The organism is Paraburkholderia mimosarum LMG 23256 = NBRC 106338, from assembly GCF_000739815.1.
GTDB lineage: Bacteria > Pseudomonadota > Gammaproteobacteria > Burkholderiales > Burkholderiaceae > Paraburkholderia > Paraburkholderia mimosarum.
This window is the reverse complement of record NZ_BBJJ01000023.1, coordinates 50,551-74,234: the sequence shown is the minus strand read 5'-3', so window position 1 is coordinate 74,234 and position 23,684 is coordinate 50,551. Positions and strand designations below refer to the sequence as shown.

The 23,684-nt window shown below is 64.8% G+C and carries 20 protein-coding genes; 12 read left to right on the top strand and 8 right to left on the bottom strand.

All coding sequences use genetic code 11. From position 1 onward, the window contains the following. Positions 1-31: 31 nt before the first annotated feature. Both BMI01S_RS43065 and BMI01S_RS18475 read right to left on the bottom strand, forming a co-directional pair. Positions 32-361, bottom strand: a complete 330-nt coding sequence (locus tag BMI01S_RS43065) for a LysR substrate-binding domain-containing protein (protein ID WP_255217812.1) — start codon at positions 359-361, stop codon at positions 32-34. Then, a complete protein-coding gene (locus BMI01S_RS18475; RefSeq protein ID WP_255217811.1) occupies positions 328-1,020 on the bottom strand; it encodes a LysR family transcriptional regulator in 693 nt (230 codons plus the stop codon). The genes BMI01S_RS43065 and BMI01S_RS18475 overlap by 34 nt, the downstream gene beginning before the upstream one ends. A 196-nt stretch (positions 1,021-1,216) precedes the next feature. Between BMI01S_RS18475 and BMI01S_RS18470 the strand changes: the two genes are divergently transcribed. From BMI01S_RS18470 to BMI01S_RS18455, 4 genes are all read left to right on the top strand, one after another. Then, complete coding sequence (locus BMI01S_RS18470; protein ID WP_028212299.1) at positions 1,217-2,467, top strand: metallophosphoesterase family protein; 1,251 nt, start codon at positions 1,217-1,219, stop codon at positions 2,465-2,467. A 3-nt stretch (positions 2,468-2,470) separates the two neighbouring features. Then, positions 2,471-5,938, top strand: a complete 3,468-nt coding sequence (locus tag BMI01S_RS18465) for an ATP-binding protein (protein ID WP_028231153.1) — start codon at positions 2,471-2,473, stop codon at positions 5,936-5,938. 248 nt (positions 5,939-6,186) lie between these two features. Beyond that, positions 6,187-6,708, top strand: coding sequence for an H-NS histone family protein (locus BMI01S_RS18460; protein ID WP_051381428.1), 522 nt, complete (start codon positions 6,187-6,189; stop codon positions 6,706-6,708). Between the two features lie 133 nt (positions 6,709-6,841). Beyond that, positions 6,842-7,639, top strand: coding sequence for a sulfite exporter TauE/SafE family protein (locus tag BMI01S_RS18455; protein ID WP_028231152.1), 798 nt, complete (start codon positions 6,842-6,844; stop codon positions 7,637-7,639). A 34-nt stretch (positions 7,640-7,673) separates the two neighbouring features. Here the strand turns inward: BMI01S_RS18455 and BMI01S_RS18450 are convergent, their stop codons facing one another. Next, positions 7,674-8,999 (bottom strand): MFS transporter, encoded by a 1,326-nt coding sequence (locus tag BMI01S_RS18450; protein WP_208460975.1) that lies wholly within the window; start codon positions 8,997-8,999, stop codon positions 7,674-7,676. Positions 9,000-9,448: 449 nt separating this feature from the next. Continuing rightward, positions 9,449-10,357 (bottom strand): LysR family transcriptional regulator, encoded by a 909-nt coding sequence (locus tag BMI01S_RS18440; protein WP_028231150.1) that lies wholly within the window; start codon positions 10,355-10,357, stop codon positions 9,449-9,451. A 106-nt stretch (positions 10,358-10,463) separates the two neighbouring features. On the opposite strand from BMI01S_RS18440, the gene mdlC reads away from it, so the two are divergent. From mdlC to BMI01S_RS18415, 5 genes are all read left to right on the top strand, one after another. Then, a complete protein-coding gene (gene mdlC / locus BMI01S_RS18435; RefSeq protein WP_028231149.1) occupies positions 10,464-12,101 on the top strand; it encodes a benzoylformate decarboxylase in 1,638 nt (545 codons plus the stop codon). Positions 12,102-12,148: 47 nt separating this feature from the next. Continuing rightward, a complete protein-coding gene (locus tag BMI01S_RS18430; RefSeq protein ID WP_028231148.1) occupies positions 12,149-13,600 on the top strand; it encodes an aldehyde dehydrogenase in 1,452 nt (483 codons plus the stop codon). Positions 13,601-13,609: 9 nt separating this feature from the next. Then, entirely contained in the window at positions 13,610-14,533 is a 924-nt protein-coding gene (locus tag BMI01S_RS18425; RefSeq protein ID WP_028231147.1) for a ketopantoate reductase family protein, read from the top strand. Positions 14,534-14,668: 135 nt separating this feature from the next. Then, a complete protein-coding gene (locus BMI01S_RS18420) occupies positions 14,669-16,066 on the top strand; it encodes an MFS transporter (RefSeq protein ID WP_036045079.1) in 1,398 nt (465 codons plus the stop codon). A 250-nt stretch (positions 16,067-16,316) separates the two neighbouring features. Continuing rightward, positions 16,317-17,453: a porin gene (locus BMI01S_RS18415; RefSeq protein ID WP_028231145.1), complete on the top strand. Its 1,137-nt coding sequence runs from the start codon at positions 16,317-16,319 to the stop codon at positions 17,451-17,453. A gap of 126 nt (positions 17,454-17,579) precedes the next feature. On the opposite strand, the gene BMI01S_RS18410 is transcribed toward BMI01S_RS18415, so the two are convergent. Next, the gene (locus BMI01S_RS18410; protein ID WP_028231144.1) at positions 17,580-18,800 is read right to left on the bottom strand and encodes a polysaccharide pyruvyl transferase family protein; all 1,221 of its coding nucleotides are present in this window, start codon (positions 18,798-18,800) and stop codon (positions 17,580-17,582) included. A 184-nt stretch (positions 18,801-18,984) separates the two neighbouring features. Between BMI01S_RS18410 and BMI01S_RS18405 the strand changes: the two genes are divergently transcribed. Next, positions 18,985-19,410, top strand: a complete 426-nt coding sequence (locus BMI01S_RS18405; RefSeq protein WP_028212286.1) for a Fur family transcriptional regulator — start codon at positions 18,985-18,987, stop codon at positions 19,408-19,410. Between the two features lie 323 nt (positions 19,411-19,733). On the opposite strand, the gene BMI01S_RS18400 is transcribed toward BMI01S_RS18405, so the two are convergent. After that, complete coding sequence (locus BMI01S_RS18400) at positions 19,734-20,018, bottom strand: DUF3303 domain-containing protein (RefSeq protein ID WP_028212285.1); 285 nt, start codon at positions 20,016-20,018, stop codon at positions 19,734-19,736. Positions 20,019-20,401: 383 nt separating this feature from the next. On the opposite strand from BMI01S_RS18400, the gene BMI01S_RS40900 reads away from it, so the two are divergent. Together BMI01S_RS40900 and BMI01S_RS18395 are read left to right on the top strand one after the other, a co-directional pair. Next, positions 20,402-20,632 (top strand): hypothetical protein, encoded by a 231-nt coding sequence (locus BMI01S_RS40900; protein WP_154671265.1) that lies wholly within the window; start codon positions 20,402-20,404, stop codon positions 20,630-20,632. A gap of 507 nt (positions 20,633-21,139) precedes the next feature. After that, the gene (locus BMI01S_RS18395) at positions 21,140-21,574 is read left to right on the top strand and encodes a PRC-barrel domain-containing protein (RefSeq protein ID WP_028212284.1); all 435 of its coding nucleotides are present in this window, start codon (positions 21,140-21,142) and stop codon (positions 21,572-21,574) included. 116 nt (positions 21,575-21,690) lie between these two features. On the opposite strand, the gene BMI01S_RS18390 is transcribed toward BMI01S_RS18395, so the two are convergent. Continuing rightward, a complete protein-coding gene (locus BMI01S_RS18390) occupies positions 21,691-22,545 on the bottom strand; it encodes an urea carboxylase-associated family protein (RefSeq protein WP_028212283.1) in 855 nt (284 codons plus the stop codon). 35 nt (positions 22,546-22,580) lie between these two features. Then, a complete protein-coding gene (locus BMI01S_RS18385; protein WP_028212282.1) occupies positions 22,581-23,684 on the bottom strand; it encodes a TAXI family TRAP transporter solute-binding subunit in 1,104 nt (367 codons plus the stop codon).

Genomic DNA, 23,684 nt, shown 5'->3' with positions numbered 1-23,684 from the left:
GAAGGAGGGTCAATCGAGCGCAATGCGCGGTTCACGCCAAATAGCCCATCGCGCGGACGTGCCGCGCTTGCGCAGCCTCGAGCGCCTCTTCGTGCCCGGCGATCTTTTGCGGCACAGTGTCTCGCAGGAATTCGACCAGCGTCTTGATCTTCGCATCGAGATACTGGCGCGACGCGTAAAGCGCGTAGATGTTGTGCGGCACGGCGCGTACGCCGGGCAGCACGTGAGTCAGGCTGCCTTCGCGAATGCCCTGCAACGCGGTGGGCACTGGCAGCATGGCCAGACCCATGCCCGCCTGCACAGCCTGGGCGAGCGCTTCGGGCATGTTCACCGTGAGCGGCGCCGGCTTGGGCGTGCGCAACGATTCGCTTCCGGCATCCTCGAACAGCTCTGTGTCGCCGGCATGTCCGGCAGATTCAGTTGCAGGCAGATGTGATGTTCGAGGTCCGCGAGCGTGCGTGGCGTGCCGTGCCGCATCAGGTAGCTGGGCGACGCGCACAGCACCGGGCGCGCGAGTCCCACGCGTTGCGAAACGAGCGAGGAGTCTTTCAGGGTCTGCGCGACGGCGATCGCGACGTCGAACTTCTCCTCGAGCAGATCGGGCGTGCGCTGCGAGAGCACGAGATCGACCGGGACGTCTTCGAACTGCGCCGTGTATTGCGCGAGCAAAGGCGTGAGGTAGTGCTGGCCGAAACTCGACGTGGCGTGAATGCGCAGCCTGCCTGTGGGTTGCGCGCTCGCGCCCGTGGCTTCGGCGTCGGCCAGTTCGAGCTGGTTGAGAATGCGCTCGCAATGCGAGAGATAACGGCGACCCGCGTCGGTCAGCGAGATCTGCCGCGTGGTGCGGTTAAAGAGCCGCGTCTGCAGGCTCGACTCCAGTTCCATGATGGCGCGCGACACGGCGGCGGTGCTCAGCGACGCGCGCGCCGCGGCTTTGGCGAATCCTCCCGCCTGAGCGACCCTCACAAACATTTTCAGGCTGCCGAGCTTGTCCATCTGATCCGTGTGGCTTGCGGACAATGCGCCGCGCTGGTTACACGCTGGTTACACATATTCAACGGTCGATGAAATAATTCTACTTCGCGGCCAGCCGCCGTGTCAAAGCAGCGCGCGTCGCCGAAGCTCACCGATCGCGTCGATTAGAATTGGCCCGCACCGATGGGCGGGAATCGCCCTTTCACCATACTGCGCCCGGAATCACCAGAGAGGACACGTCGTGAAGTTCATCCACGCGGCAGACATACACCTCGACAGCCCCCTGCATGGGCTAAGCGCCTACCCCGACGCACCGGCCGGCCATTTGCGCAACGCCACGCGCGAGGCGTTGCGCCTGCTCGTCGATCGCGCGATCGACGAAGAAGTCGCCTTCGTCGTGATCGCCGGCGATCTCTACGATGGCGACTGGAAGGACCACAACACCGGCATCTTTTTCGGTCAGCAAATGGGCCGCCTGCGCAAGGCGGGCATTCGCGTATTCGCGCTGTGGGGCAACCACGACGCGGAAAGCGAAATGACAAAAAAGCTCACGTTACCCGACAACGTCGTGGTGTTCAGCCATCGCAAACCGGAAACGCATGTGCTGGACGAATTGAAGGTGGCGCTGCACGGCCAGAGCTTCAAGGACAAGGCCGTGGTCGACAACCTCGCCGTGCGCTATCCTTCGCCGCTTTCCGGCTACTACAACATCGGCGTGCTGCATACCGCGCTCGAAGGCTATGCGGCGCACGCGAGCTACGCGCCATGCACGCGTTCCGAATTGCATGCGAAGGGCTACGACTACTGGGCGCTTGGTCACGTGCACGAATTCCAGCAGTGGTCCGAGCAATCGACGATCGTGTTTCCGGGCAATCTGCAGGGCCGGCACATACGCGAGACTGGCCGCCGCGGCGCGGTGCTCGTGACGGTGGAGGCAGGCCGTACGCATGTCGAACGTCTCTATCTCGACGTGCTGCGCTGGGAATCGGTGCACGTCGACGCAAGCGACTGCCTGAGCGTTGCTGATCTCTCGCGCAAAATCGGCGCGTCGCTCGAAGCGCTGCTGTCCACCGACCCGCACGTGCCGCGCGCGGTGCGCGTGACGGTGACCGGCAAGTCGCCGGCGCACGGGCTCTTTTTCGGACGCGCCACGCAATTGCGCGCCGAGGTGCTCAACCAGATCGGCATCATCGGCAACGACAGACTATGGCTGGAAAAGGTCAAGCTCGAAACCCGCGCTGCGGACATGGCAGCCGCGCAGAACGAGCAGTTCGAAGCGCTCGCTGATCTCAAGCAGATTCTCGAGGCCGCTACGCAAGACCCCGATTTTCTCGCGATGCTCGAACGCGATTTGCGCGCCTTCGTCGGCAAGGTACGCAGCGAGGTGAAAGAAGACGCGCCGCTGCTGGAACTCGCACGCGACGGCAAACTCGCGGCGCTGGTGGAGCAGGTCGGACCTGCGCTGCTTGCGCGCCTTTCCACGGGAGAATGACCAGTGCGTCTCAAGCAACTCGAATTGATCAAATATGGGAAGTTCACCGAAACGATCTTGAGCTTTCCGCATGCGGTGCACGATTTCCATGTCATCGTGGGACCGAACGAGGCGGGCAAGTCCACGGTGCGCACGGCCGTGTCGGAGTTGCTGTTCGGCATGCGCCTGCAAACCCCGCTTGATTTTCTGCATGGCACGCCCGAGCTTCGGCTTGGTGGCGTGCTGGAAAACGGCGCGGCCGAGCAACGGTTTCATCGCGCACGCGGGCGCAATTCGCTGCGCACGCCGCAGGACGACAAATTGCCCGATGACTTTCTCGCGGCATTTCTCGATGGCGCAAGCAAGGAATTCTTCGAACAGATGTTCGGTCTCGATCATGCGCGGCTCATCGAGGGCGGCCGCAGCATTCTCGACGCATCGGACAAGCTCGGCCAGGTGCTGTTCGAATCCGCCGCTGGCGTGGGGAGCCTCGGGCCCGTGCGCGAGGAACTGGAAAATCGCTCTTTGGAACTCTGGGCGCCGCGACGCAGCAGCAGTGCCTATGCGCAGGCCGAAACGGCGTTTACCGAAGCGACGGGCGAACTGAAAGCCGCGCAGGTACGCACACGCGACTGGGTCGAGAAAAAGGAGGCGCTCGAAACGGCCGAAAAGGCGATCGAGCGTTTGCGCGCCGAACAGCGCAGTCTCGAATCGCAGCGCTCGAAGCTCGAGCGGGTGCGCCGCCTCGCGCCCTATATGGAAGAGCTTTCGCTCAAGCGGAACGCACTGGCTGCGTTGGGCGAAGTCGTCGATCTGCCGCCCACGGCGTATGCCGAGCTGTTGAAGGCGCAAGCCGACATCGCCGCCGAGCGCAAGGTACTGGAAGCGCGCCAGGCCGATCTCGCAGGCAAGGAAGCCTCACGCCGCGCGATCGAGCCCGATCGCGCGGCACTCGCGCTGGCTGCGGAAATCGATGCGCTCGACGCGCTTCGCGGCGAATGCATCAACTATCCGCGCGAGCTTCTGGTGTGCGAAACGGAGATCCAGAGCCATCTCGACGTCGCGTTCGCAGCCGCCGCTCAACTGGGCTGGCCTGCCGAAGAAACTGCCTTGCGCGCTGCATTGCCGGGTGCGCTCGCGCTCAAGACGGTGACGAACCTGCTGCGCGAACACGCGCTGCGCGACCAGGCGCTCGCAACGGCACGCGAGGCGCGCGACGAACAGGCGCGCAAGCGTGCTCAGGTACAGGACCTGCTGGCGAGCCTGCCTTGCATCGACGTGCCGTTCGCGCTGCAGGCGGCGCTCGACACGGCGCGCGAGTTCCGCAATAGCGCGGCGCACGAAAACACGCTCGAGCACGAAGTCGCGCAGGCGCAACGTGCACTCGAGGAAAAGCTCGCGCTGCTCGGGCAATGGCGCAAGCCTGTGCCGGTGCTGCGCGCGCTGGACCTGCCTTCGGCCACGCGCCTCGCCGCGCTTCAAAAGGAAGAAAGCGAGCACGCGAGCGCGTTGGCCGCCGCGCGGGAAACGGTGGCGGCGGCGCGGGAGGAAGTCGCGCGCCTCGAATTGCAGGAAAAGCATTTCACGCAGGGCAACAGAATCGTGACGACCGCGGAAGTGCAGGCGGCGCGCACGCGCCGCGACAGCGCGTGGGACGAGGTCAGGCAGGCACGCGTGAGTCTCGCCGACGGTGCGCCCATCGTGGACGATGCCATCCGGCTTGCCGACGAACTGGTCGACGCGCAACTCGGAACCTCGCAGGCGGCGGCTACGTTACTCAATCTGCGCCAGCAACTCGAAGCATCGCGTGCGAACTTGCAGCGCAAGCTCGCGGCCTTGAATGAGCGCGAGCGCGATCTCGACAACTTTCACGCGGCCTGGACGCAGAGCGCGAACGCCGCGCAACTGCCTGGCATGCGGCTTGCCGATATGGGCGCGTGGCTCGCGAATCGCGAAACGGCGCTTGCCGCGCACAGCGAACGCGAGCGCCGCGCAAGCGAACTGGAAACGCGCCGTGCCGCACGCGTGGCCGCGCACCGGACGTTGCTCGAAGCGCTGCCCGTTGCGTTGGCGAACGAAGGCGACGCACTGGCGACTTTGATCGGCGCGGCCGAAGCCTTCGTTCAGTCGGCGCAAAAGAGCGCCGTGCAGCGCGAAAGTCTGGAAGCGCAGTTGCGCGAGGTCGAACGTGCGAACGAATCCGCGCAATCCCGGCTGGCGATCGAGCAGGACGCCTACGAAAAGTGGCAGACGCAATGGCGCGAGGCGCTCGCACAAGCGAATCTCGGCGCCCGGGCGGCGACACTCGCGGCAGCCGAAGGCGCAGTCGAACTCGCAAATGCCATTGCGGTCGCCTTTTCGGATGCCGAAGCACCGCGCAATCGCATTCGCGCAATTCGCGCGCAACTAAAGACGCTCGAATCCGACGCGCGGCGCCTCGCCGGGTTGCTTACACCGGAGCAACCCGCTTCGAATGACGGCATCGAAGTGGCTCGCCAACTGGCCACGAGACTCGCGAAAGCGCGCGAGACGGCGAAAGCGCTCGCCGAGGCCGACGCGGAGGTACAGGTCGCGCGCACACGCGTGGCCGACGCCGTTGCGGCAGTAGCAGGCGCGCAGGCGCGCATCGAGCCCATCCTGAGCCTCGCGGGGGTCAGCGAAATCGACGCGGCACTACCGCTTGCCCAGCGCTCGGATGAGCGCCGCGCGTTGTCGGACGCAATTTCCGCCGCGCAAGACATGATCGTGCGCGAAGGCGACGGCCTTTCGCAGGAAGCGATTACGGCCGAAATCGCGCAGCAGCCCATGACCGACGTGCCCGCGCTGCTCGCGGCAGTGAAGCAGCAGCTCGAAGCGGTCGACCGCTCGCTGGCCGAGTGCCTGCAGCAGCAGGTGAAGGCCGCGCAGGCTTTCGAAGCGATCAACGGCCGCGCCAATGCCGCGCTGGCGGAGGCCAAGCGCCAGGAAGCCCTGAGCGCAATGGGCGAAGCCGCGGAGCAATATCTCGAAGCCGCGACCGCGTGCCGTCTGCTCAAGTGGGCAACGGATCGATATCGCGACCAGAAGCAAGGGCCGATGCTGCGCCGCGCAGGAGAAATATTCAGCGGACTCACGCTTGGCGATTTCGCGCGGCTCGTGGTCGATACCGAACGCAATCCGCCTGCATTGCATGGGCGCCGCGGCAACGGCAAGGCCGTGGAGGTGAGCGGAATGAGCGAAGGCACGCGCGACCAGCTTTTTCTCGCGCTGCGCATCGCGGCGCTCGAATTGCAGCTGGCGAACAAGGCGGCGCTTCCGTTTGTCGCCGACGATCTCTTCATCAATTTCGACGATGCGCGTGCAAGGGCTGGGTTCGAAGCGTTACAGAATCTTTCTCAAAAAACGCAGGTGTTGTTTCTCACGCACCACGACCATCTTTTACCTTTGATTCGCGAGGTGTTTGGCGCGGGCGTCAATGTTGTCGAATTGCAGCGCGCCAGCGTTGCGGCGTAGCAGCGAACGTCGTCCAGCGAGTATCTCGCGAAGTGAGAATTTGCGGGGGCTTTGTTTGCCTGAGAATCAATGTTCTGATCAGGAAATGTGTTTTTTAGTGCGAATCAGTCGTTTGAAATTGCCAGCATGCGTCATTTGACTTCATAATCACGTTGCCTTTCGCGACGCCCCGGGCAAGCAGGATCGCATTTCGATCTGGCGATGTTGGATGAAGGGTGTCCGTAAAAACCGTGAATAAGGAGGTGTGAATGGTCACCCTGGATGCAATTCAATCGAAGATCGCGAAGCTGCAAAAACAGGCCGAATCGATCGTGCAAAAGCAAACGTCGGTCGGTCTCGCGAAGATTCGCGATCTGATGGCCAAGCATGGCCTGAGCCTGGCCGACATCGAGAGCTTCGTTGGCAAGAGGCGTGGCCGTAAGCCGGGCGCGAGCGCCAAGACGGCCACGAAGCGTGCGGTTGCGGCGAAATACGCCGATCCGAAAACGGGCGCAACGTGGACGGGCCGCGGCCGCGCGCCGCTGTGGATTCGCGACGTGAAAGATCGTTCGAAATTCCTGATCGACGGCAGCGCGGCAAACGGCGCGGCCGCAAAACCGGCCGGCCGCAAGGTCGCTGCGAAGGCCGCACGGAAAACGCGCGCGAGTTCGACGGCGGTGAGCAAGAACGCTGGCAAGCGTGCCAAGGCCGCGCCCGCAAAAAAAGCGGCGCGTAAGTCGGGTGGCCGAAAGTCCGCTGCGACGTCCGCGCAGGTTGCGACGGCTGCCTGAATAAGCAGCGGAATAGTCGCCAAGGCGAGAATCGCTTGCTAACGAGTGGCCGCGCCGTCGTTTCGACGTCCGCGGCCACTTTCACATGAGCGGCGCCAAAAGACGCGCGCCCACCTTCCCAATATCCAGATCGATGTCCGGCCTTTCTTTTTCCTCGGGCTTACTCGCGCCCCATCTGCAATCGCTCGACGTGTTTCAGTGGGTCGGCATCGCGCTCGCGCTCGTGCTCGGCGGAATGGTAAAAGGCGTGACCGGCATTGGCGTGCCGCTCGTGGCCATGCCCATCGTCACGCATTTTTTGCCTGTCAAGGAAGCGGTGCTCCTGCTTTCCATGCCGATCATTCTCGGCAATATCCCGCAGGCGCTCGAGGGAGGCGAAATGTTGCCGACCTTGCGCAATATCGCGGCGCCGCTGATTGGCACGGTGATCGGCAACGTGGTCGGGGTATCGGTGCTGATCTCGCTGGAGCCGCATCATGCCCAGGCGGCCTCGGGCGTGGCATTGATCGTGGCGGCCGCGCTGCTGCTCGTCTCACCGCGCCTCACGCTCTCGCCCGCGCTCGTGAAGCCCGTGGGTTTCGCGCTGGGCTTCGGGGCGGCGCTCATGGAGAGCATCGCCGCGGTGCCGGGGCCGCTGCTCGCCATGTACCTGATCGCATCGGGCGCGACGGGCCGCGCCTTTACAAAGCAGATCGCGATCATTCTCGTCGTCTCCGTCATCACGCTCATTACGACGTTCAGCCACGGCGCGCATGCCAATCTCGCCGACCTCGCGATTTCGGCCCTGGCGAGCCTGCCCGCCATCGCGGGCATGCTGTTGATCCGTCCATTGCGCGACAATCTGCATCCGCTTGCATTTCGTATCGTCGTGCTCGTGTGCGTGCTGGCCGCGGCGGCCCAAATGATCATCAAGTCACACGTGCTGTTCTGACCCGCAGATCGTGGGGCGGCGCCGCGCACGCAGGTCAATGGCTGATGACTTCGAGCGAGAGCCCGCGTGTGACAGGCCCGAGCAGAATCATCACGATACCCACCAGCATCGAAGCCCCGATAAACACCGCAACGCCAGGCACACCGTAACGATGCAGCAGGATGCCGATGGCGAGCCCCGCGAACGCGGCGGCAATCCGGCTCCACGAATACACGAAGCCCACGGCGCGCGCCCGGATGCGCGTCGGGTAGAGCTCGGCCTGATAGCCGTGGTAGGCATACGACATCACGTTCGAAGCGAGCGTGAAGAACACGCCGAGCACGATCAGAACCCACGGCTGCGTGGCCTGAGCGAATAGCGCGATGACCACGGCCATGATGAGCAGGCCGCCGACGATCTGTGTCTTGCGCTCGAATTTGTCCGCGAACCACACGCCGAGCAACGGCCCGAACGGATTGGCGATGGCGATCACGAACGCGTACGCGAGACTCTGCGTGATGTGCACGCCACGCGCGATCAGCAGCGTCGGCACCCATGCCGCAAAGCCGTAAAAGCCGATCACCTGCGCCATGTTGAAGATCGACAGAATCACCGTGCGCCGCAGATAAGGCGCACGCAGCACTTCGCCGAGCGAGCCGCGCCCGGCCTTTTCGAGCGAGATCGCCCCCAGCGGCGGCAACGCGGTGCCCGTTTCAGCCACGACACGGCGCTCGATGTCCGACACGATCCGTTCGGCTTCTTCCACACGGCCGTTGCGCGCGAGCCAGCGCGGGCTTTCCGGAATGCTACGGCGCAGGAACCACACCGCCACTGCGCCCACGGAACCGATCAGGATCACCACGCGCCAGTAGTCGAGACCGATGGGATGCGTGTCCTTGAGGATAAAGGCGAGAAACGCGACCACCGGCACCACGCTGAACGTGATGAACTGGTTGACGGCGTATGCGCGGCCGCGCTCGCCGCTCGGGATCAGTTCGGAGATGTAGGTGTCGATGGTCACGAGTTCGATGCCGATGCCGATGCCCGCAATGAAGCGCCAGATGTTGAGCGCCTGGCCGCTCGTCTGGAACGCCATGATAGCCGTGCAGACGATGTACCAGATGAGTGACCACGTGAAGATCATGCGCCGCCCGAAGCGGTCGGCTACCTGGCCGAAGGCGAGCGCGCCAACCCACAGCCCGGCGAAGGTCGAGAACACGAAGGTGCCGAAGCCCGCCACCTTGAGCGGCCCGAGCGCCGAAAAGAAACCGAGCGACTCCGGCGTGAAGAGGCCCGAATGCACCATGCCAGGCGCGACATAGCCCGTGAAGAAGAGATCGTAAAACTCGAATACGCCGCCGAGCGAAAGCAGTATCACCATTTTCCAGACAGTGCGCGACGGCGGCAGCCGGTCGAAGCGGGCGGCAATTTCCGCCGATTTTTCGATGGACATCCCGATCCTCATTACATTTTGAAAGCTTGTTGGGAAAGTTGTGCGCGCATCGTTCGGATGGCGTGCGCGGCGCGCGGACGAGCGCGTGCCTTGCGACACGCTCTCATATCAAGCAGCTTATTGATGCGGCGGCGCTCAGGCACCTGGTTGAAACCCAAACCGATGCGGAGCAAAGCGCACGGCCCGCAAACGCGCGCGAACTGCGCGGCAGTGTGCTTGCGCCGACGCGAGTGTGAAGCCGTGTTGGGCTGCGGGCTCGACGAGCATCGCGATGGGCGAGCGCGGTGCGGCACAACATGGGCACGTTCGTGGTGATCGCGAACGCGGAGCGGCTGCTCCGCGACGAGTGACGCTGCCGCGCGAGGTAAAAGGTCCGGCTACTGCGGCACCGCCGTCAACGTGCGCAACTGCTCCAGCAGCTTCACCGCCGGGCTCGGCAGAATGCCGTGCCGCCGACGAAACGCCGTGAGCGTGCGCCGGCCCTCCACGCCGGGCATCTCGAGCGTGTCGAACACGCCCGCCTTGCTTTCGGTGACGTACATCGTCGATGCCATCCAGCTCAGGAATCCTGAACGCGCGACGAGGCTCTTGAGGGCCGTAATCGAGCGCGTTTGCACCACCACGTTCGGCAGACCCAGCCCTTGCCCGGCGAACGCCTGCTCCATGTGCTCGAACGGCGCAGTGCCGCGCGGCGGAATCGCCCATTGCTCGTTCAACGTGTCCGCGAGCGTGAGATCGGGCTTCGCGCGCAACGGATGATCGTGTGCCGCGACCACGTAGCTGCAATCTTCCCAGCGGCAATCGCCGATGGCCGCGATTTCGTCGGTATCCGGCACGGCCATGCTGAGCGCGAGGTCGATCTCACGCTTGACGAGCGCGTCGGCGAGCCGGTCCCAGACGCCTTCGAGTATTTCGACGCGTAGCCCCGGCCAGCGGCGCAGCACACCGCTCACCGCAAGCGGCAGCACGAGGCTCGCGATGCTGCCCACGGCGCCCACGCGAATCGTGCCGCGCGCGAGGCCGCGCATGGCGTCGATTTCCTCGCGCGCCTGTTCGGCTTCGCGCTGCAGCAGGATGGCGTGTGGCAAGAGCGCCTCGCCCACCGCTGTGAGGTGCATGCCGCGCGAGTGCCGCTCGAAGAGCGGCGCACCTACCTGCTCCTCGAGGCGGCGGACCGCGCGCGAAAGCGCGGGCTGGGTCACGTGCAACGTTTCCGCCGCGCGCCCCAGACTGCCGGCGGAGACGATGGTGGCGAATGCCTGGAGTTGCTGGAGGTTGTAAGTCATGCCCAAAGGTAATGCCTTTAGGCGAAATGCGCAATTTGCGGTTACCCGTAGCGTCGCGATAATGGCTCTCCATTGAATGACGCGCTTTTTCGAAAGGAGGCCTTGGATGACTGGCAGCGCGCCTCAGCAGCATGTTCAAGATTCCACCGCGCCCGGCAACGCCTGGACCGTGCGCCACGCGGTCATCGACTTCGCGCGCCGCGTGGGCATGACCTCGATCTTCGCGAACCCCGGCTCGACCGAACTGCCCATGTTCCGCGACTTCCCCGCCGATTTCCGCTACGTGCTCGGCCTGCAGGAGGCGGTCGTGGTCGGCATGGCCGACGGCCACGCGCAGGCCACGGGCAACGCGGCGCTCGTAAACCTGCACTCGGCGGCCGGCGTGGGCAACGCGATGGGCAACATTTTCACGGCGTTTCGCAACCGTACGCCGCTTGTCGTCACGGCGGGCCAGCAGGCGCGCTCGATCCTGCCGTTCGACCCGTTTCTCGCCGCCACCCAGGCCACCGAGCTGCCCAAGCCCTATGTGAAGTGGAGCATCGAGCCGGCGCGCGCGCAGGACGTGCCGCTCGCCATCGCGCGCGCCTATGCGATCGCCATGCAGGAGCCGCGCGGCCCGGTGTTCGTGTCGATCCCCGTGGACGACTGGGATCAGCCGGCCGAGCGCGTTCCCGAGCGCGCGCTCGCACATACCACGCGCCCCGAGCCCGCGATGCTGGCGAACATCGGCGCGGCGCTCGATGCGTGCGCGCGGCCTGCCTTCGTGGTGGGCGGCGCCGTGGATCGCGCGGGCGCGGCTGAGGAAGTGGTGCGCCTCGCGGAGCGCCATCGCGCGCGCGTGTTCGTCGCGCCCATGACGGGCCGTTGCAGCTTTCCGGAAAAGCATCCGCTGTTCGCGGGCTTTCTGCCGGCCATGCGCGAACGTATCGTCGAGCTGCTGGGCGGACACGATCTTGTGTTCGCGATCGGTGCGCCCGCCTTCACCTATCACGTGGAAGGCCATGGTCCGCACGTGCCGCCGGGCGCCGCGCTTTGCCAGCTGATCGACGATCCCGGCACCGCTGCGTGGACGCCCGAGGGCATGGCCGCCGTGGGCAACGTTCGGCTCGGCGTGCAGGATCTGCTGGCGCGGCCCGCGCCCGCCCTGGAGCGCGCGATGCCCGCCCGGCGCGCCGTGCCGCCTCGCGCCGTGCCGCCCGCCGAGCCGGGCGAGCGCATGTCGGTCGCCTACGCGCTACAAACGCTCGCTGGAGTGCGAGAAGCGGGCACGACCGTGGTGGAAGAAGCGCCCAGCGCGCGCCCGGTGATGCAGGCGTATCTGCCGTTCGAGCGCCCGGGCACGTTCCTCACGATGGACAGCGGGGGCCTTGGCTATGGCATGCCGGCCGCCGTGGGCGTGGCGCTCGCGAAGCCGGGCGAGCGCGTGATCGCGCTGATCGGCGACGGTTCTGCCATGTACTCGATCCAGGCGATCTGGAGCGCGGTGCAGCTCCAGCTGCCGATTACCTTCGTTATCCTGAACAACACGCGCTACGCGGCACTCCAGGATTTCGCGCCGGTGTTCGGCTTCGGGCCGACCGACCCGGTGCAGGGCACCGACCTGCCGGGGCTCGATTTCGTGGGAATTGCCGCGGGCATGGGTTGCCCCGGCGTGCGCGTGAGCGACGCGGGGCGATTGCGCCAAACGCTTGCGGCTGCGCTGACGGGGCAAGGCACAATGCTGGTCGAGATGATCGTCGCCTGAAGGGTGCGCGCGCAACCAATTGACTGAGATCAGGGAGTGAACAGGACATGCAAACCGTATCCATGCTGATTGACGGCGAAGCAGTGCAGGCACGCAACGGCGCGACGTTCGAGCGCCGCAACCCGCTCGATGGGACGGTGGCGAGCCGCGCACCGGCGGCCACGGTTCAAGACGGCGTGTCGGCAGTCGACGCTGCTGCGGCCGCGTTCCCAGTCTGGTCGGCCATGGGACCCGGCGAGCGCCGCGCACTCCTCACGAAGGCCGCGCATGCGCTCGAAGCGAAAGCCGAGGCATTCGCCGCGGCGATGGCCGCTGAAACCGGCGCGTCGGGCATCTGGGCGGGCTTCAACGTGCATCTCGCCGCAGCGGGGCTGATCGAGGCCGCGGCGCTCACCACGCAGATCGGCGGCGAACTGATCCCCTCCGATGTGCCCGGCAGCCTCGCCATGGGCGTGCGCCAGGCAGCTGGCGTCGTGCTCGGCATCGCGCCGTGGAATGCGCCCGTGATTCTCGCGGTGCGCGCCATCGCGCTGCCGCTCGCTTGCGGCAACACCGTCGTGCTCAAGGGGTCGGAAATCTGCCCGGCCACGCACGGCCTGATTATCGCGGCCATGCAGGAGGCGGGCTTGCCGCGCGGCACCGTGAATTTCGTAACCAACGCGCCCGCGGACGCCGCACAGGTGGTCGAAGCCATGATCGCCCATCCGAAGGTGCGCCGCGTGAACTTCACCGGCTCCACGCGCGTGGGCCGCATCATCGCCGAAACGTGTGCGCGTTATCTCAAGCCCTCGGTGCTCGAACTGGGCGGCAAGGCACCCCTCGTCGTGCTCGACGACGCCGACATCGAAGCGGCGGCACATGCGGCCGCATTCGGCGCGTTCGCCAATTCCGGGCAGATCTGCATGTCTACGGAGCGCATCATCGTCGACGAAAGCATTGCCGACGCCTTCGTCGCGCGTCTTGGCGAGCGGGCACGCGCGTTGCCGCTCGGCGACCCGCGCAAGGGACCGGTGGTGCTCGGCTCGGTGGTGGACATGAGCACCGTCGAGCGCTGCAACGCGCTGATCGACGACGCGCTCGCCAAAGGCGCGAAGCTCGTCTGCGGCGGCAAGGCGGAAAGCACACTGATGCCGGCCACGCTGCTCGACCACATCACGCCGGAAATGCGCATCTATCACGACGAGTCGTTCGGCCCCGTGAAGGGCATCGTGCGCGTGCGCAGCGAGGATGCCGCCGTGGCATGTGCGAACGACAACGCGTACGGGCTTTCCTCGGCGGTGTTCAGCCGCGATACGGCGCGCGCATGGGGAGTCGCGCAGCGTATCGAATCGGGCATTTGTCACATCAACGGTCCGACCGTGCACGACGAGGCACAAATGCCGTTTGGCGGCGTGAAGGAAAGCGGCTTTGGGCGCTTTGGCGGCAAGGCGGGCATTGCCGAATTCACCGAGCTGCGCTGGATCACGATCCAGACCGCACCGCGTCACTATCCGCTCTGAGGTCGCGCCATGCATATCGCCATCCTCGGCGCGGGCGCGATGGGCTCGCTCTTCGGCGGGTTGCTGGCCGAAGCGGGTCATCGCGTCACACTGCTCGACGTCGACGAAGCCCATCTGCGTGCGATCAACGAGAACGGCCTGCAGCTCGCGACCGACGCGGGCGAGCGCATCGTCACGAATCTCGCGGCGATGCGGCCCGAGGCGGCGACGCAGCCAGCGGACCTCCTGATCGTCTTCACCAAGACGCTGCACACGCAGGCAGCGCTCGGAGCGGCGCGCACGGTGCTCGCGCCGCAAACCGCGCTGCTTTCGCTGCAGAACGGGCTGGGCAACGCGGAGCGTCTCGCGCAGTTTGCGGACCCCGCGCGCGTGATGATCGGTGTGACGACGTGGCCCGCCGACAAGAACGGTCCTGGTCGCGTGAGTTCGCACGGCACGGGCGTGATCCGCTTGATGAGCGCGGACGGTGCGGGCTCGCCGATGCTTTCGCGCACGGTCGAGGCGCTCAACGAGGCGGGCCTCGCCTGCACGGCCGACGCTGACGTGTGGGCCGCGATCTGGGAGAAGGTTGCGTTCAACGCGGCGCTCAACAGCCTGTGCGCGGTGGCGGGCTGCACGGTTGGCGAACTCACGAACGTGGCGGACGGCGAGGCGCTCGCGCTCAAGATTGTCGTGGAGGTCGCAGCGGTGGCGCATGCGCATGGCGTGGCCGTAAACGAGTCGCACATAGCCGACAACGTGCGGCATGCGCTCGCGCATCACCGCGTACATCGTCCTTCGATGCTCCAGGACGTGCTGGCGGGGCGCAAGACCGAAATTGAGGCCATCAACGGCGCGGTGGTGGAGGCTGCTCGCCTGCGGGCCATTGCGGTGCCGCACACTGAAACGCTGTTGCACCTCGTGCGCCTCATCGATGCAAAGGACTCCAGATGAATCACGAAGTCATGCCGATACATCCTGACTTTTGCGCGAAACGGAAATGCCCGTAGACGTACGCGCCGCGCATACTTTGCGACATGACTACAAACAAATGACTGCACACTGACAACGCAGCAAAGGAGACGCTTCATGAATTACGCCACGCCCGCCCCCGCTTCGGGGGCGACGCCGCTCGAACCGGCCGCCGTCACCGGCAGCACTGTCGATATCGGCCGCACGCTCGACGAAGGCCCTTACGCCACGTTGCAGAAAATCGCCGTGGTGCTGGCGGCCTTGTCGATCGTCGTCGACGGCTTCGACAGCCAGTTGATCGGCTTTGCGATCCCGGTGCTCATCAAGGAGTGGGGCATTACGCGCAATGCGTTTGCGCCTGTGGTGGCAGCGGGGCTGATCGGCATGGGCATCGGCAGCGCGTTCGCGGGCTTGTTTGCGGACCGTTTCGGGCGCCGCTGGGCCGTGGTGGGCAGCGTGCTCGTGTTCGGCACGGCAACCTGCGCAATCGGACTTGCGCCCAACGTCGCGGCCATTGCCGCGCTGCGTTTCATCGCCGGTCTTGGCATTGGCGGCGCGTTGCCCAGTTCGACCACGCTGACGGCCGAATTCACGCCCGCGCGCCTGCGCACCTTTGCGGTGACGGCGACGATCGTGTGCGTGCCGCTCGGCGGCATGCTGGCCGGCCTCTTCGCGGCGCAAGTGCTGCCGGCCTATGGCTGGCGCGGGCTGTTCGTCGTGGGCGGTGTGCTGCCGCTCGTGCTGGCGCTCCTGCTGCTCGTGGCGCTGCCCGAATCGCCGCGCTTTCTCGCGCGTCGCCCGCAGCGGTGGCCGGAACTCGTGCGGCTGCTCGGCCGCATGGGGCGCGAGGTCGCCTCCCATGCGAATTTCACGGACGCGCGCGAGCAAAGCGCCGAAAAGCACGTGGGCTTTAGCGCGCTCTTTCGCGACGGTCGCGCGCGCGACACCGTGGCGATCTGGTGGGCGTTCTTCATGTGCCTGCTCGCCGTGTACAGCGCGTTTAGCTGGCTGCCCACCATGCTGACGAGCGAAGGGCTGAGCGTTTCGCTGGCCGGCTATGGACTGAGCGCGTACAACCTGGGCGGCGTGATCGGCGCGCTGCTATGCGCGCTAGCCATTACGCGCTTCGGCTCGCGCGGGCCGCTGCTGCTGTGCTGCGCCGGCGGCGCGGCGAGCGCCTGGATGATGCTCGGCGTGGGGGCGACCCAGCACACCGGCTGGCTGATTACCGGGCTCGGCCTGCACGGACTGTTCGTCAACGCAGTGCAGTCCACCATGTACGCGCTCTGCGCCTACGTCTACCCGACCAGCGTCCGCGCCACCGGCACGGCCTCCGCGCTGGCCTTCGGCCGCGTGGGCGCGATCCTGAGCGCCTTTGCGGGTGCCGCGGTCATCACCGCGGGCGGTGCGGCGGGCTATCTCGCCATGCTCGGCGCTGCGATGGTGGTGGTGCTGGTTGCGCTTGCCGTGGTCGGCCGCCATATCCCGAAGGGCGTGGCGCAGCGACGGGGTTGAGTGGCTGAGCGCCCGGGAGGCCGCCGCGGCACGTGCGGCTTCCCGGGCGGCCCTTCCCGGGCGGCCAGCTCCTGACAGGCAAGCGGCCGCATCGATTCCTCCGGCTGCCGGATCCATTCAATCAAGAGTCCTAAAGAATGACGCGCTAGCGGCGGCGTGGCCCCACGTCGGCCGAAACGCGCCCAATCGACAACAACGTCCGGCTGGCGGCGAACCCGCAAGACCGGCATATCAGGAGACCCTGGAGATCATGAAACTTCGGATCGCAGCAGGGCTGGCGTTCGCCGGCCTGAGCGCATCGGCGTTCGCGCAGAGCAGCGTGACGCTGTACGGCATCGTGGACACCGGCATCGAATATGTCTCGCACGCGAACGCAGCGGGCGACAGTGTGGTCCGCATGCCCGGCATCACCGGCGAAATGCCTTCGCGCTGGGGCGTGCGTGGCAGTGAGGACCTGGGCGGCGGCTTGTCGACCATCTTCGCGCTGGAGAGCGGTTTCAATATGCGCGGCGGAACCTTGAACCAGGGCGGTCGCCTGTTCGGGCGCCAGGCGTGGGTGGGCCTGAGCAGCCCCTATGGCAACCTGACGTTCGGGCGCCAGTACACGATGACGTTCTGGGCGATCGCCGACGCCGACCTGCTCGGCCCCGACATCTACGGCGGCACCGCTTCGTTCGACCAGTACCTGCCGAGTTCGCGTAGTGACAACACCATCGTTTACAAGGGCAGCTACGCCGGCTTCACGCTCGGCGCAACGTGGTCGTTCGGGCGCGATTCGGCCGGAACCGGCAATTCACCGGGCCAGGGCACCTGCGCCGGGCCGGTGCCGGGCAGTTCGCAGTCGTGCCGCGAATGGTCGGCGATGCTGAAATATGACCGCAACGGCTATGGCGTGGCGGCTGCCTATGATGAGCAGCGCGGCGGCCCCGGGGCGGCGGCGAACCTGTACGACGGCACGCCGACCTTCGCGTTTACCAACCCGGGTGATACCGATGTGCGCATCCAGCTCAACGGCTATGGCCATATCGGGGCGCTGCGCATTGGCGGAGGCTGGCTGGGAAGGCGTGTCGATACGGTTTTGGCCGAAACGCCCAATGTGCATTCGGATCAGTTCTACCTCACGGCGCAATATCCGGTGACGGCTGCCTTTATCGTCGATGGCGGCGTGTACCGCATCGTTAACAGCGACCACGATACGCGCGGCACGATTGCGGCGCTGCGCAGCACGTATCAGCTCTCGAAGCGCTCAGCCGTTTATCTGCAGGGCGCGTATTTGTGGAACAGCGCGAAGGCGGCCTACACGGTAAGCCAGGGCGGCGGCGGTACAACGCCCGCGCCGGGGGCGGGGCAACTGGGGATCATGGCGGGCATCCGGCATAGCTTCTGACGCGGCGTCCCGGGCGGTGCGTCCCGAGGGAGGCGGCCAGGCGTGAAACGAGGCCTCTTGAATCGACTGCGATTTATCACTAACCCTGGCAATGCGGCGCTGCTTTCAGTGCCGGGGCCAGTGAATTCAAACTGAGGAGTGAAGCAGGAAACCGGCCCGATACCGCCGCGCGAGTTCGAGCGCCGTGTTCCGCAGCGTCTCGAAATCGGCGGCCATCGCACGATCAACCGCATGGGCAAGCCCATCGAGAGGCACCGTCCCGGCGAGCCCCGCTGCCTCCCAGGTCGCCGCGTACGCCGCGAGCTTGCGTGACGATCCGAAATGATCAGGATGGCTGATGTTGACGCGTGGTAACGCATAGGCCATCGCCACAATGCGTCCATGCAGACTGCTGCCGCAGTAAGCCCGGCTCCCCGCGATCAGCGCGCAAATGTCCCAGAGGTTCAGCGAAGCGAACACGCGGGCCGTCGCCACACGCAAGCGTCCCGCCAGGCGCTCGTACACCTCGACGTCATCGTGCCACGGCGCGGCGCCTGCGCGAAACAGCACAATGCCCATGCCGAGCGCCTGCGCGACACGCTCGAGCTGGACGGCCAACGTGTCGAGCGTCGCGTCGTCGCCGAAGTCGGCGCTGAATTGCACCGCCGCGTAACCGTGCGGGAACGCTTCCCGCACTTTACGCATCGCCTCGTTTGCGGCGTGACGGCGTATGGTCGCGCCGAACAAGGCGGCGGTCATCACGGCGGGGTCGGGGATGAGGCGGGCGTTGACGCCCATTTCAGCGAGCCGCGCCAGGGTTAGCCGCTCGCGTACGGTGATGGTGTCGGCAGTTTGCAGCGCGGCCAGCACATCCGCACGCAACGCCGTGTCGCGTACATCGAGATCGACGCCGCCCACCGCATTGAACGAGAGATGCTGCACACGCACACCCGCCAACGCGGACTTCGAGAGCGCATAAGGCGCGAGCGAGGCCACGCCGACATGCCTTCGTGCCCATGTACGCGTGTCGTGCAACCATTTGCCTTCCTCTTCGATGAGCGCCTGCACGCGCTGCGCTGGAGCGAGCATGACGGCGGCTTCCCACGCGTTACAGGTCAATAGCTCCCCGCCGACGTGAATCACGTTGACGGCGCGGCCGCGTGCAAATGTCGCGATACGCGCGAGCGCGACGGTGGCCGGTCCGCCGTCGCCGTGCGGATCGCGCGTGGCGAGGCCGGCGAAGAGCAGCTCTCGGCGCGGCAGCATGCGTGCGACTACCTGCGCGATCAGCAGGTCGCCGAAGTTGTGCCGGTCGAACGCGCCGAACAGAACAGTGGGCGTGGGGTCCGCAAGCGATTCCCGCTCCATCGGCTTTCCTGTCTGCGGATTGAAATAAAGTCCGGATCCAGAGCCGGTCCCGGACGTCTCCCGGTCTATATGGCAATGCAGCAATCAGACGCCGATCCGCCGCCGGGGCGCCTGTCGTCCTCGACATAAGGAAACCTTAAGCATCCGACGCGGAAACTGTCGGCTTTGCCGACGCGTTTTTCCTATGAGAACGGTCTATTCTGAACTGAAGAGCGCGCGCCTGCGCCCAACGTCAAGCCGCGTGGCCGTGCTGAAAGTATTCCATGATGCTCCGCACGAACACCTGACCGCCGATCAGGTTTTTCGCAGGATCGCGAAGGACGTGGAGCAATGCAGCCTGGCGAGCGTGTATCGCGCGCTTGCACAGCTCATGGAATCATCGCTGCTGGCCAGCACCTGGGTGGGCGAAACGCGTGTGGTGTACGAGCTTGGCCGCGGCGTTCCACACGCGCACCTCGTGTGCGAGAGTTGCAAGACCGTCGTCGATATCGACGAGCCCGCGCTCGAGGAACAGCACGCCGCCATCGCAGCGAGCAAGCGCTTTCGTTATACGCATTCGAGTCTTGTCGTTTTCGGGCTTTGCGAGCAGTGCGCACCGGCCGCCTCGTAAACTGACGCGGCGGGCCTGCGCGTGCCCAGCGCGCTGAATGCACCCCTGAGCGGCGGGGGACAGCTTCACCCCTCTCCGTCTATTGCCGCCTTGCAGCGAGGCCTTGCGCCTTGATGGCCTTACCGAATGAATCATTCGGCTCAAGGAGTTCCGGATTACTGACGGAATCAAAAGCAAAATCCTGCAGCACGTGTGAGCGCAATTCCAGCCTTGTCTCGCGCACTCACCGTAGCCCGCACGATCCGGCGCCTGCGTCGGCAGAAGCACTCAGGGGAAATAGTCCCCGCGCTCCATTGACTAGCAGGGACCATTTGCGGGAATTGTTACTTCGATTGCGATTGCCGGGCGGCGAGGATGGCGCCCAGTTCCTCATCGGTAGCAGCGGGTGTTGCGGACATCGTGAATAAATCGCCCCACTCGAGCATCAATTCTCCGAGCGCGGTCGTGTCGTTCACTTCGACGATCGCAACGCCCTTCAATTCACCGACCGCATGCCAGCGACCGAGTAACGTGACGTTTTCCGGCGGCCTGCCGCCGGATTGCATGAAGCGCTCAATTGCGGCCTGTTGCGCTGCTGGTTGCCCTTGCCACTGAACGATGAATTTCATGAAGAACCTCCGTTCTCGATGTGCGGAGCAGTTTATTCACGGAATGTCGGCGCTGTGAATGCGGCCCCGCCGACGCATCGTCATCAGTCATCCGGGCCGCCGTGTGAGTGCCATGACTTCTCACCGAATGACATGCGACGCTCAAACCATGATAGGGCAGACCCTCGCAAATTCAACGATCGCGTTGAGTCGTCGCCGCCATGTGTCGCAAGGCGGCATTTGGCCGCTCAGTGTTCGTGTCGTATGATATTCAGCGGATTCGTTATCTCCATCGAACGATGGAGGCAGTGTCTTTCGGAGGCGGCTAGCCTTAACGTGCCGGGTTGCAGTTAAAACCGAGATCATAAAAATAAGTATGACCAAACATCGCATTGGAGGCCATTATGAAAGTGCTTGCATTGTTGTTGGTCCTCGCCGTTGTGGCGCCGTTAGCCAATGCAGAGCAGGGTGACGCGGAAGACAGAGCGCTCACTGCACAGATGACGCGCGATGCGCAAACGGCACCACCATTGGCAAATTCGGGCTATGGTGATGTTGGAAAGGCAAATGTCGAGTCGGGACTCCCAAAGTCAAAAGAAAGTAACGACACGACCGACACCGGCAGCGGTCAGTAAGCCATAGGGGCTGTTCTCGTGGCTCGGCTTCGCGAATGGCCATCAATATGGAAGAGGATGCATTTGGCGCTTTCGAAAGACAAGGCAGAGAAAAGCTTGCCCAGGGGCATCACTCGTATTACGCAGCCTTGACGAATCAGTCGATTGATCAATTGCTTGACGTACTCGATCTTCAACCCGGCGCCCTTCGTACAGCAACCCCAGCATTCAACGCGGCACGACCCTGGCATACAACGAGGCAACGGCGACGCGAGTCACGAAGGACGTGGCGCAGTGTGTCGCGCTGACGCTTAAGCCAACGCCCTCCCCGTAGCACCTTGAGCATTTTGCGGACGGCGCAGGCGCACTCCAAGGTGCGCTTCGTTCTAATTCGCGATTCCGCACTCGCCAACCACCTTGAGCGCATAGCGGCGCCATACCGGCTAACATGGCGTTCCGCCTGCGGTTTCGCACTCGCGCCGCAGTGAACCGCAGGCCGAACCAACCCGAATAGAGGAGCGAAACACGATGCTTTTCCGCAAGACAATATTGACCGTGGCCGCGTTTGGCGCCGTGGCGGCTAGTGCCAGCGCGAATGCGCAGATTGCAGGCTCGCAGCCCCTGAGCGTTACCGTCGAGCAGTCGCAGGCGCTGCTCGAAGGCTGGAGCGTGAAGAAGAGCGTGCTCGGCAAGCCCGTCTATAACGACGAGAACGTGAAGATCGGCACGGTGCGTGATCTGATCGTGGCGCCGGACGGTTCGGTTTCCGCGGCCATCGTTTCGGCTGGCGGATTCCTCGGCGTCGGCTCTCACGACGTCGCTGTGCCGATCGCGTCGCTCGACGTGCGTCAGGGCAATCTCTACCTGCCCGGCGCCACCAAGGAAGCCCTCAAGGCTACGCCCGCATTCCAGTACGCGAAGGTCGAATCGCCGCCCAAGCCGAAGAAGACCGACAAGCATTAAGCGCAATCCGCTTCGCCGTTATCACGGCGCACACGGTCGCGTCATATGAACACGCAACCTGTGGACGCATGGCCCTGCACGCCATGCGTCGCTCGAACAGCTGGCGCTCTCCCGTTTCAACAACCTCGCTTCCAGTCGGGCTGCTGCAACGTCATGCCGTGCAGTCCGCGATATTCGGCGACGGCAGGCGAGGACCAGCCCGCAAGCAAAGCGGGCGCAAGCCGGTAGACCTCGATGCCGAGCGGCCGGCAGACCTCCAGCGGGTCGCGTGCGTCGGGTCCCCACATCGGCAGCGAGAGGTCTCCGCCAGGGCAGGTCGAAAGTGCGCAGAGCAAGTCGATCTCGGCGAAAAACTCGAGATAGTCGCCCTTTTTCGCCGGGCACGCCTTCATGAAGTACTTGTCCTCCAGATTCAGGCCGGTGCACTGGAATACGTTGAGCACGTCGTGCACGTCGTATTCGGTGAGACCGTAGGGTGCGATCGCGCGCGTGAGATTGGAGTGGCAGTGGAAATGGAAGTCCTCGCCCGTCAGCATGCGGTTGACATACGGATCGCAGCGCGTGCCGAGCAGGTCGTGGACGCGGCCGCCGTGCTCGTCGACGCCGTAGTTCGCGAGGCTGTCGTCGGTGATGGTGACGAGCGGACGCAGGAACGGCAGCGTGGACCACAGGCGGTCGAATGTGCTCACGTGCGCTTGCTGGAGCTGGCGTGTGCGAGAAGCCCACATGCGCTCGCGTGGATCGTGCCGGTTCCAGAGGTTCAGGTCGGCGACTTGCGGGCCCTCGATGGTCACGATGCGGAACACGTGACCCGCGGGTACCGTCCAGGCTTGCCCCGATCGTATCGGCACGACGATCGATTCGATCAGCTCGCGCTGGTCTTGCTCTTCGGCGATGCGCCGGTAGAAGGGCTTGTTTACGTCGAGCGCGGAGCCTTTCGTCGACTGATAGGCGGCGGGATAGTTGAGCATTGCGTCGGACTCCTTTTCGAATTGCGCAGGCGGAACTACTTGCCGCAAAGCAACAGCAGGCGCTCCTGATCCGAGCACGGGCGTCCATTGATTTTCTGCGTGGCGGCGGCGCCTTGCGGCGTGGCCGAGCCTCCGGCCGTCTGCATGGCGGCACGATGTGCGAAGCATGCCTTGAGTCGCCGCTCGACAGGCGGATAGTATTGCCATCCTTTGCCGAGGGCGGGCAGTTCGAGTTTCACCTGCTTCCATTTCGGGTGGCCGTGTTCCTGCAAGTTGTCAAAGTTCTCGCAAAGCGAATCGGCAAAACGTTTCAGGTTGCCCACCGTACCGCGCAGATTGTAGTCATAGGTGACGAGAAACGCCTTGACCGTCCATGTGGGCACGTCCTCTTTCAGCCAGTTGGGGTAGCTCGAAACATGTATCGTCGCGGGGAAGTAGGTTTGCTTCGCGCGCGCGGTTTCAGGGGCGTTCGGATCGACGCGTAAAAAGCGGATCTGCTGCAACAGATCGGGGTTCATGTCGGTGAAGAGCTTCGCCGGCTGACCGGCCACGACAATCGCCACGTCGATCTTCTTGACGATGAGCGCAGCAAGCGCGTCTTCATTGCTGAGGTGCTGCGCGTTCTGCTCGGGAATCGGCTCGCCGAACATCAGACGGTACAGCGTCGTTGCCGATTGCGCAGTACCGCTGCCGATCAGGCCGACGCTGATCACCTTGTCCTTGATCTCATTGATCGATTTCATCGGCGAGTCGCTTCGGACGACAAAGTAAATCTCCTCGTCGTAGAGCGGCATGATGAGCCGCAGCGGACGAATCGTCGTGCCTGCATCTTCGTTGCCGGCATTGGCCATATCGACGTAGGCCTGGTAGACATCCGACTGAACGAGCGCCAGCTTGACGCCGGGCTCGAAGCGCATGCGCTGGACGTTTTCCGCGGAGCCTTTGGATGGAATCACTTCGAGGTCGATGCCGGCCGGCTGCGCAACCCATTTCGCCAGGTCCTGGCCGATCTGGATGTAAGTGCCGCGCTCCGGGCCGGTCACGATCCTGTAGTGCGCATCCGCCGATGCGGCGACGGCGAGCGTCGCGAAAAGCAGGGCGCCGAGCCCGGTGAGCGCTGCCAGAATCGTTTTCAACAT

Bases quoted from the DNA above. Each gene is read 5' to 3' on its own strand.
- mdlC (WP_028231149.1), top strand. From the start codon at position 10,464: ATGACTGGCAGCGCGCCTCAGCAGCATGTTCAAGATTCCACCGCGCCC.
- BMI01S_RS18395 (WP_028212284.1), top strand. From the start codon at position 21,140: ATGCTTTTCCGCAAGACAATATTGACCGTGGCCGCGTTTGGCGCCGTG.
- BMI01S_RS18420 (WP_036045079.1), top strand. From the start codon at position 14,669: ATGAATTACGCCACGCCCGCCCCCGCTTCGGGGGCGACGCCGCTCGAA.
- BMI01S_RS18440 (WP_028231150.1), bottom strand. From the start codon at position 10,357: ATGACTTACAACCTCCAGCAACTCCAGGCATTCGCCACCATCGTCTCC.
- BMI01S_RS18425 (WP_028231147.1), top strand. From the start codon at position 13,610: ATGCATATCGCCATCCTCGGCGCGGGCGCGATGGGCTCGCTCTTCGGC.
- BMI01S_RS18415 (WP_028231145.1), top strand. From the start codon at position 16,317: ATGAAACTTCGGATCGCAGCAGGGCTGGCGTTCGCCGGCCTGAGCGCA.
- BMI01S_RS18400 (WP_028212285.1), bottom strand. From the start codon at position 20,018: ATGAAATTCATCGTTCAGTGGCAAGGGCAACCAGCAGCGCAACAGGCC.
- BMI01S_RS18455 (WP_028231152.1), top strand. From the start codon at position 6,842: ATGTCCGGCCTTTCTTTTTCCTCGGGCTTACTCGCGCCCCATCTGCAA.
- BMI01S_RS18390 (WP_028212283.1), bottom strand. From the start codon at position 22,545: ATGCTCAACTATCCCGCCGCCTATCAGTCGACGAAAGGCTCCGCGCTC.
- BMI01S_RS18385 (WP_028212282.1), bottom strand. From the start codon at position 23,684: ATGTTGAAAACGATTCTGGCAGCGCTCACCGGGCTCGGCGCCCTGCTT.
- BMI01S_RS18410 (WP_028231144.1), bottom strand. From the start codon at position 18,800: ATGGAGCGGGAATCGCTTGCGGACCCCACGCCCACTGTTCTGTTCGGC.
- BMI01S_RS18430 (WP_028231148.1), top strand. From the start codon at position 12,149: ATGCAAACCGTATCCATGCTGATTGACGGCGAAGCAGTGCAGGCACGC.
- BMI01S_RS18405 (WP_028212286.1), top strand. From the start codon at position 18,985: ATGAGAACGGTCTATTCTGAACTGAAGAGCGCGCGCCTGCGCCCAACG.
- BMI01S_RS18450 (WP_208460975.1), bottom strand. From the start codon at position 8,999: ATGGTGATACTGCTTTCGCTCGGCGGCGTATTCGAGTTTTACGATCTC.
- BMI01S_RS40900 (WP_154671265.1), top strand. From the start codon at position 20,402: ATGAAAGTGCTTGCATTGTTGTTGGTCCTCGCCGTTGTGGCGCCGTTA.
- BMI01S_RS18460 (WP_051381428.1), top strand. From the start codon at position 6,187: ATGGTCACCCTGGATGCAATTCAATCGAAGATCGCGAAGCTGCAAAAA.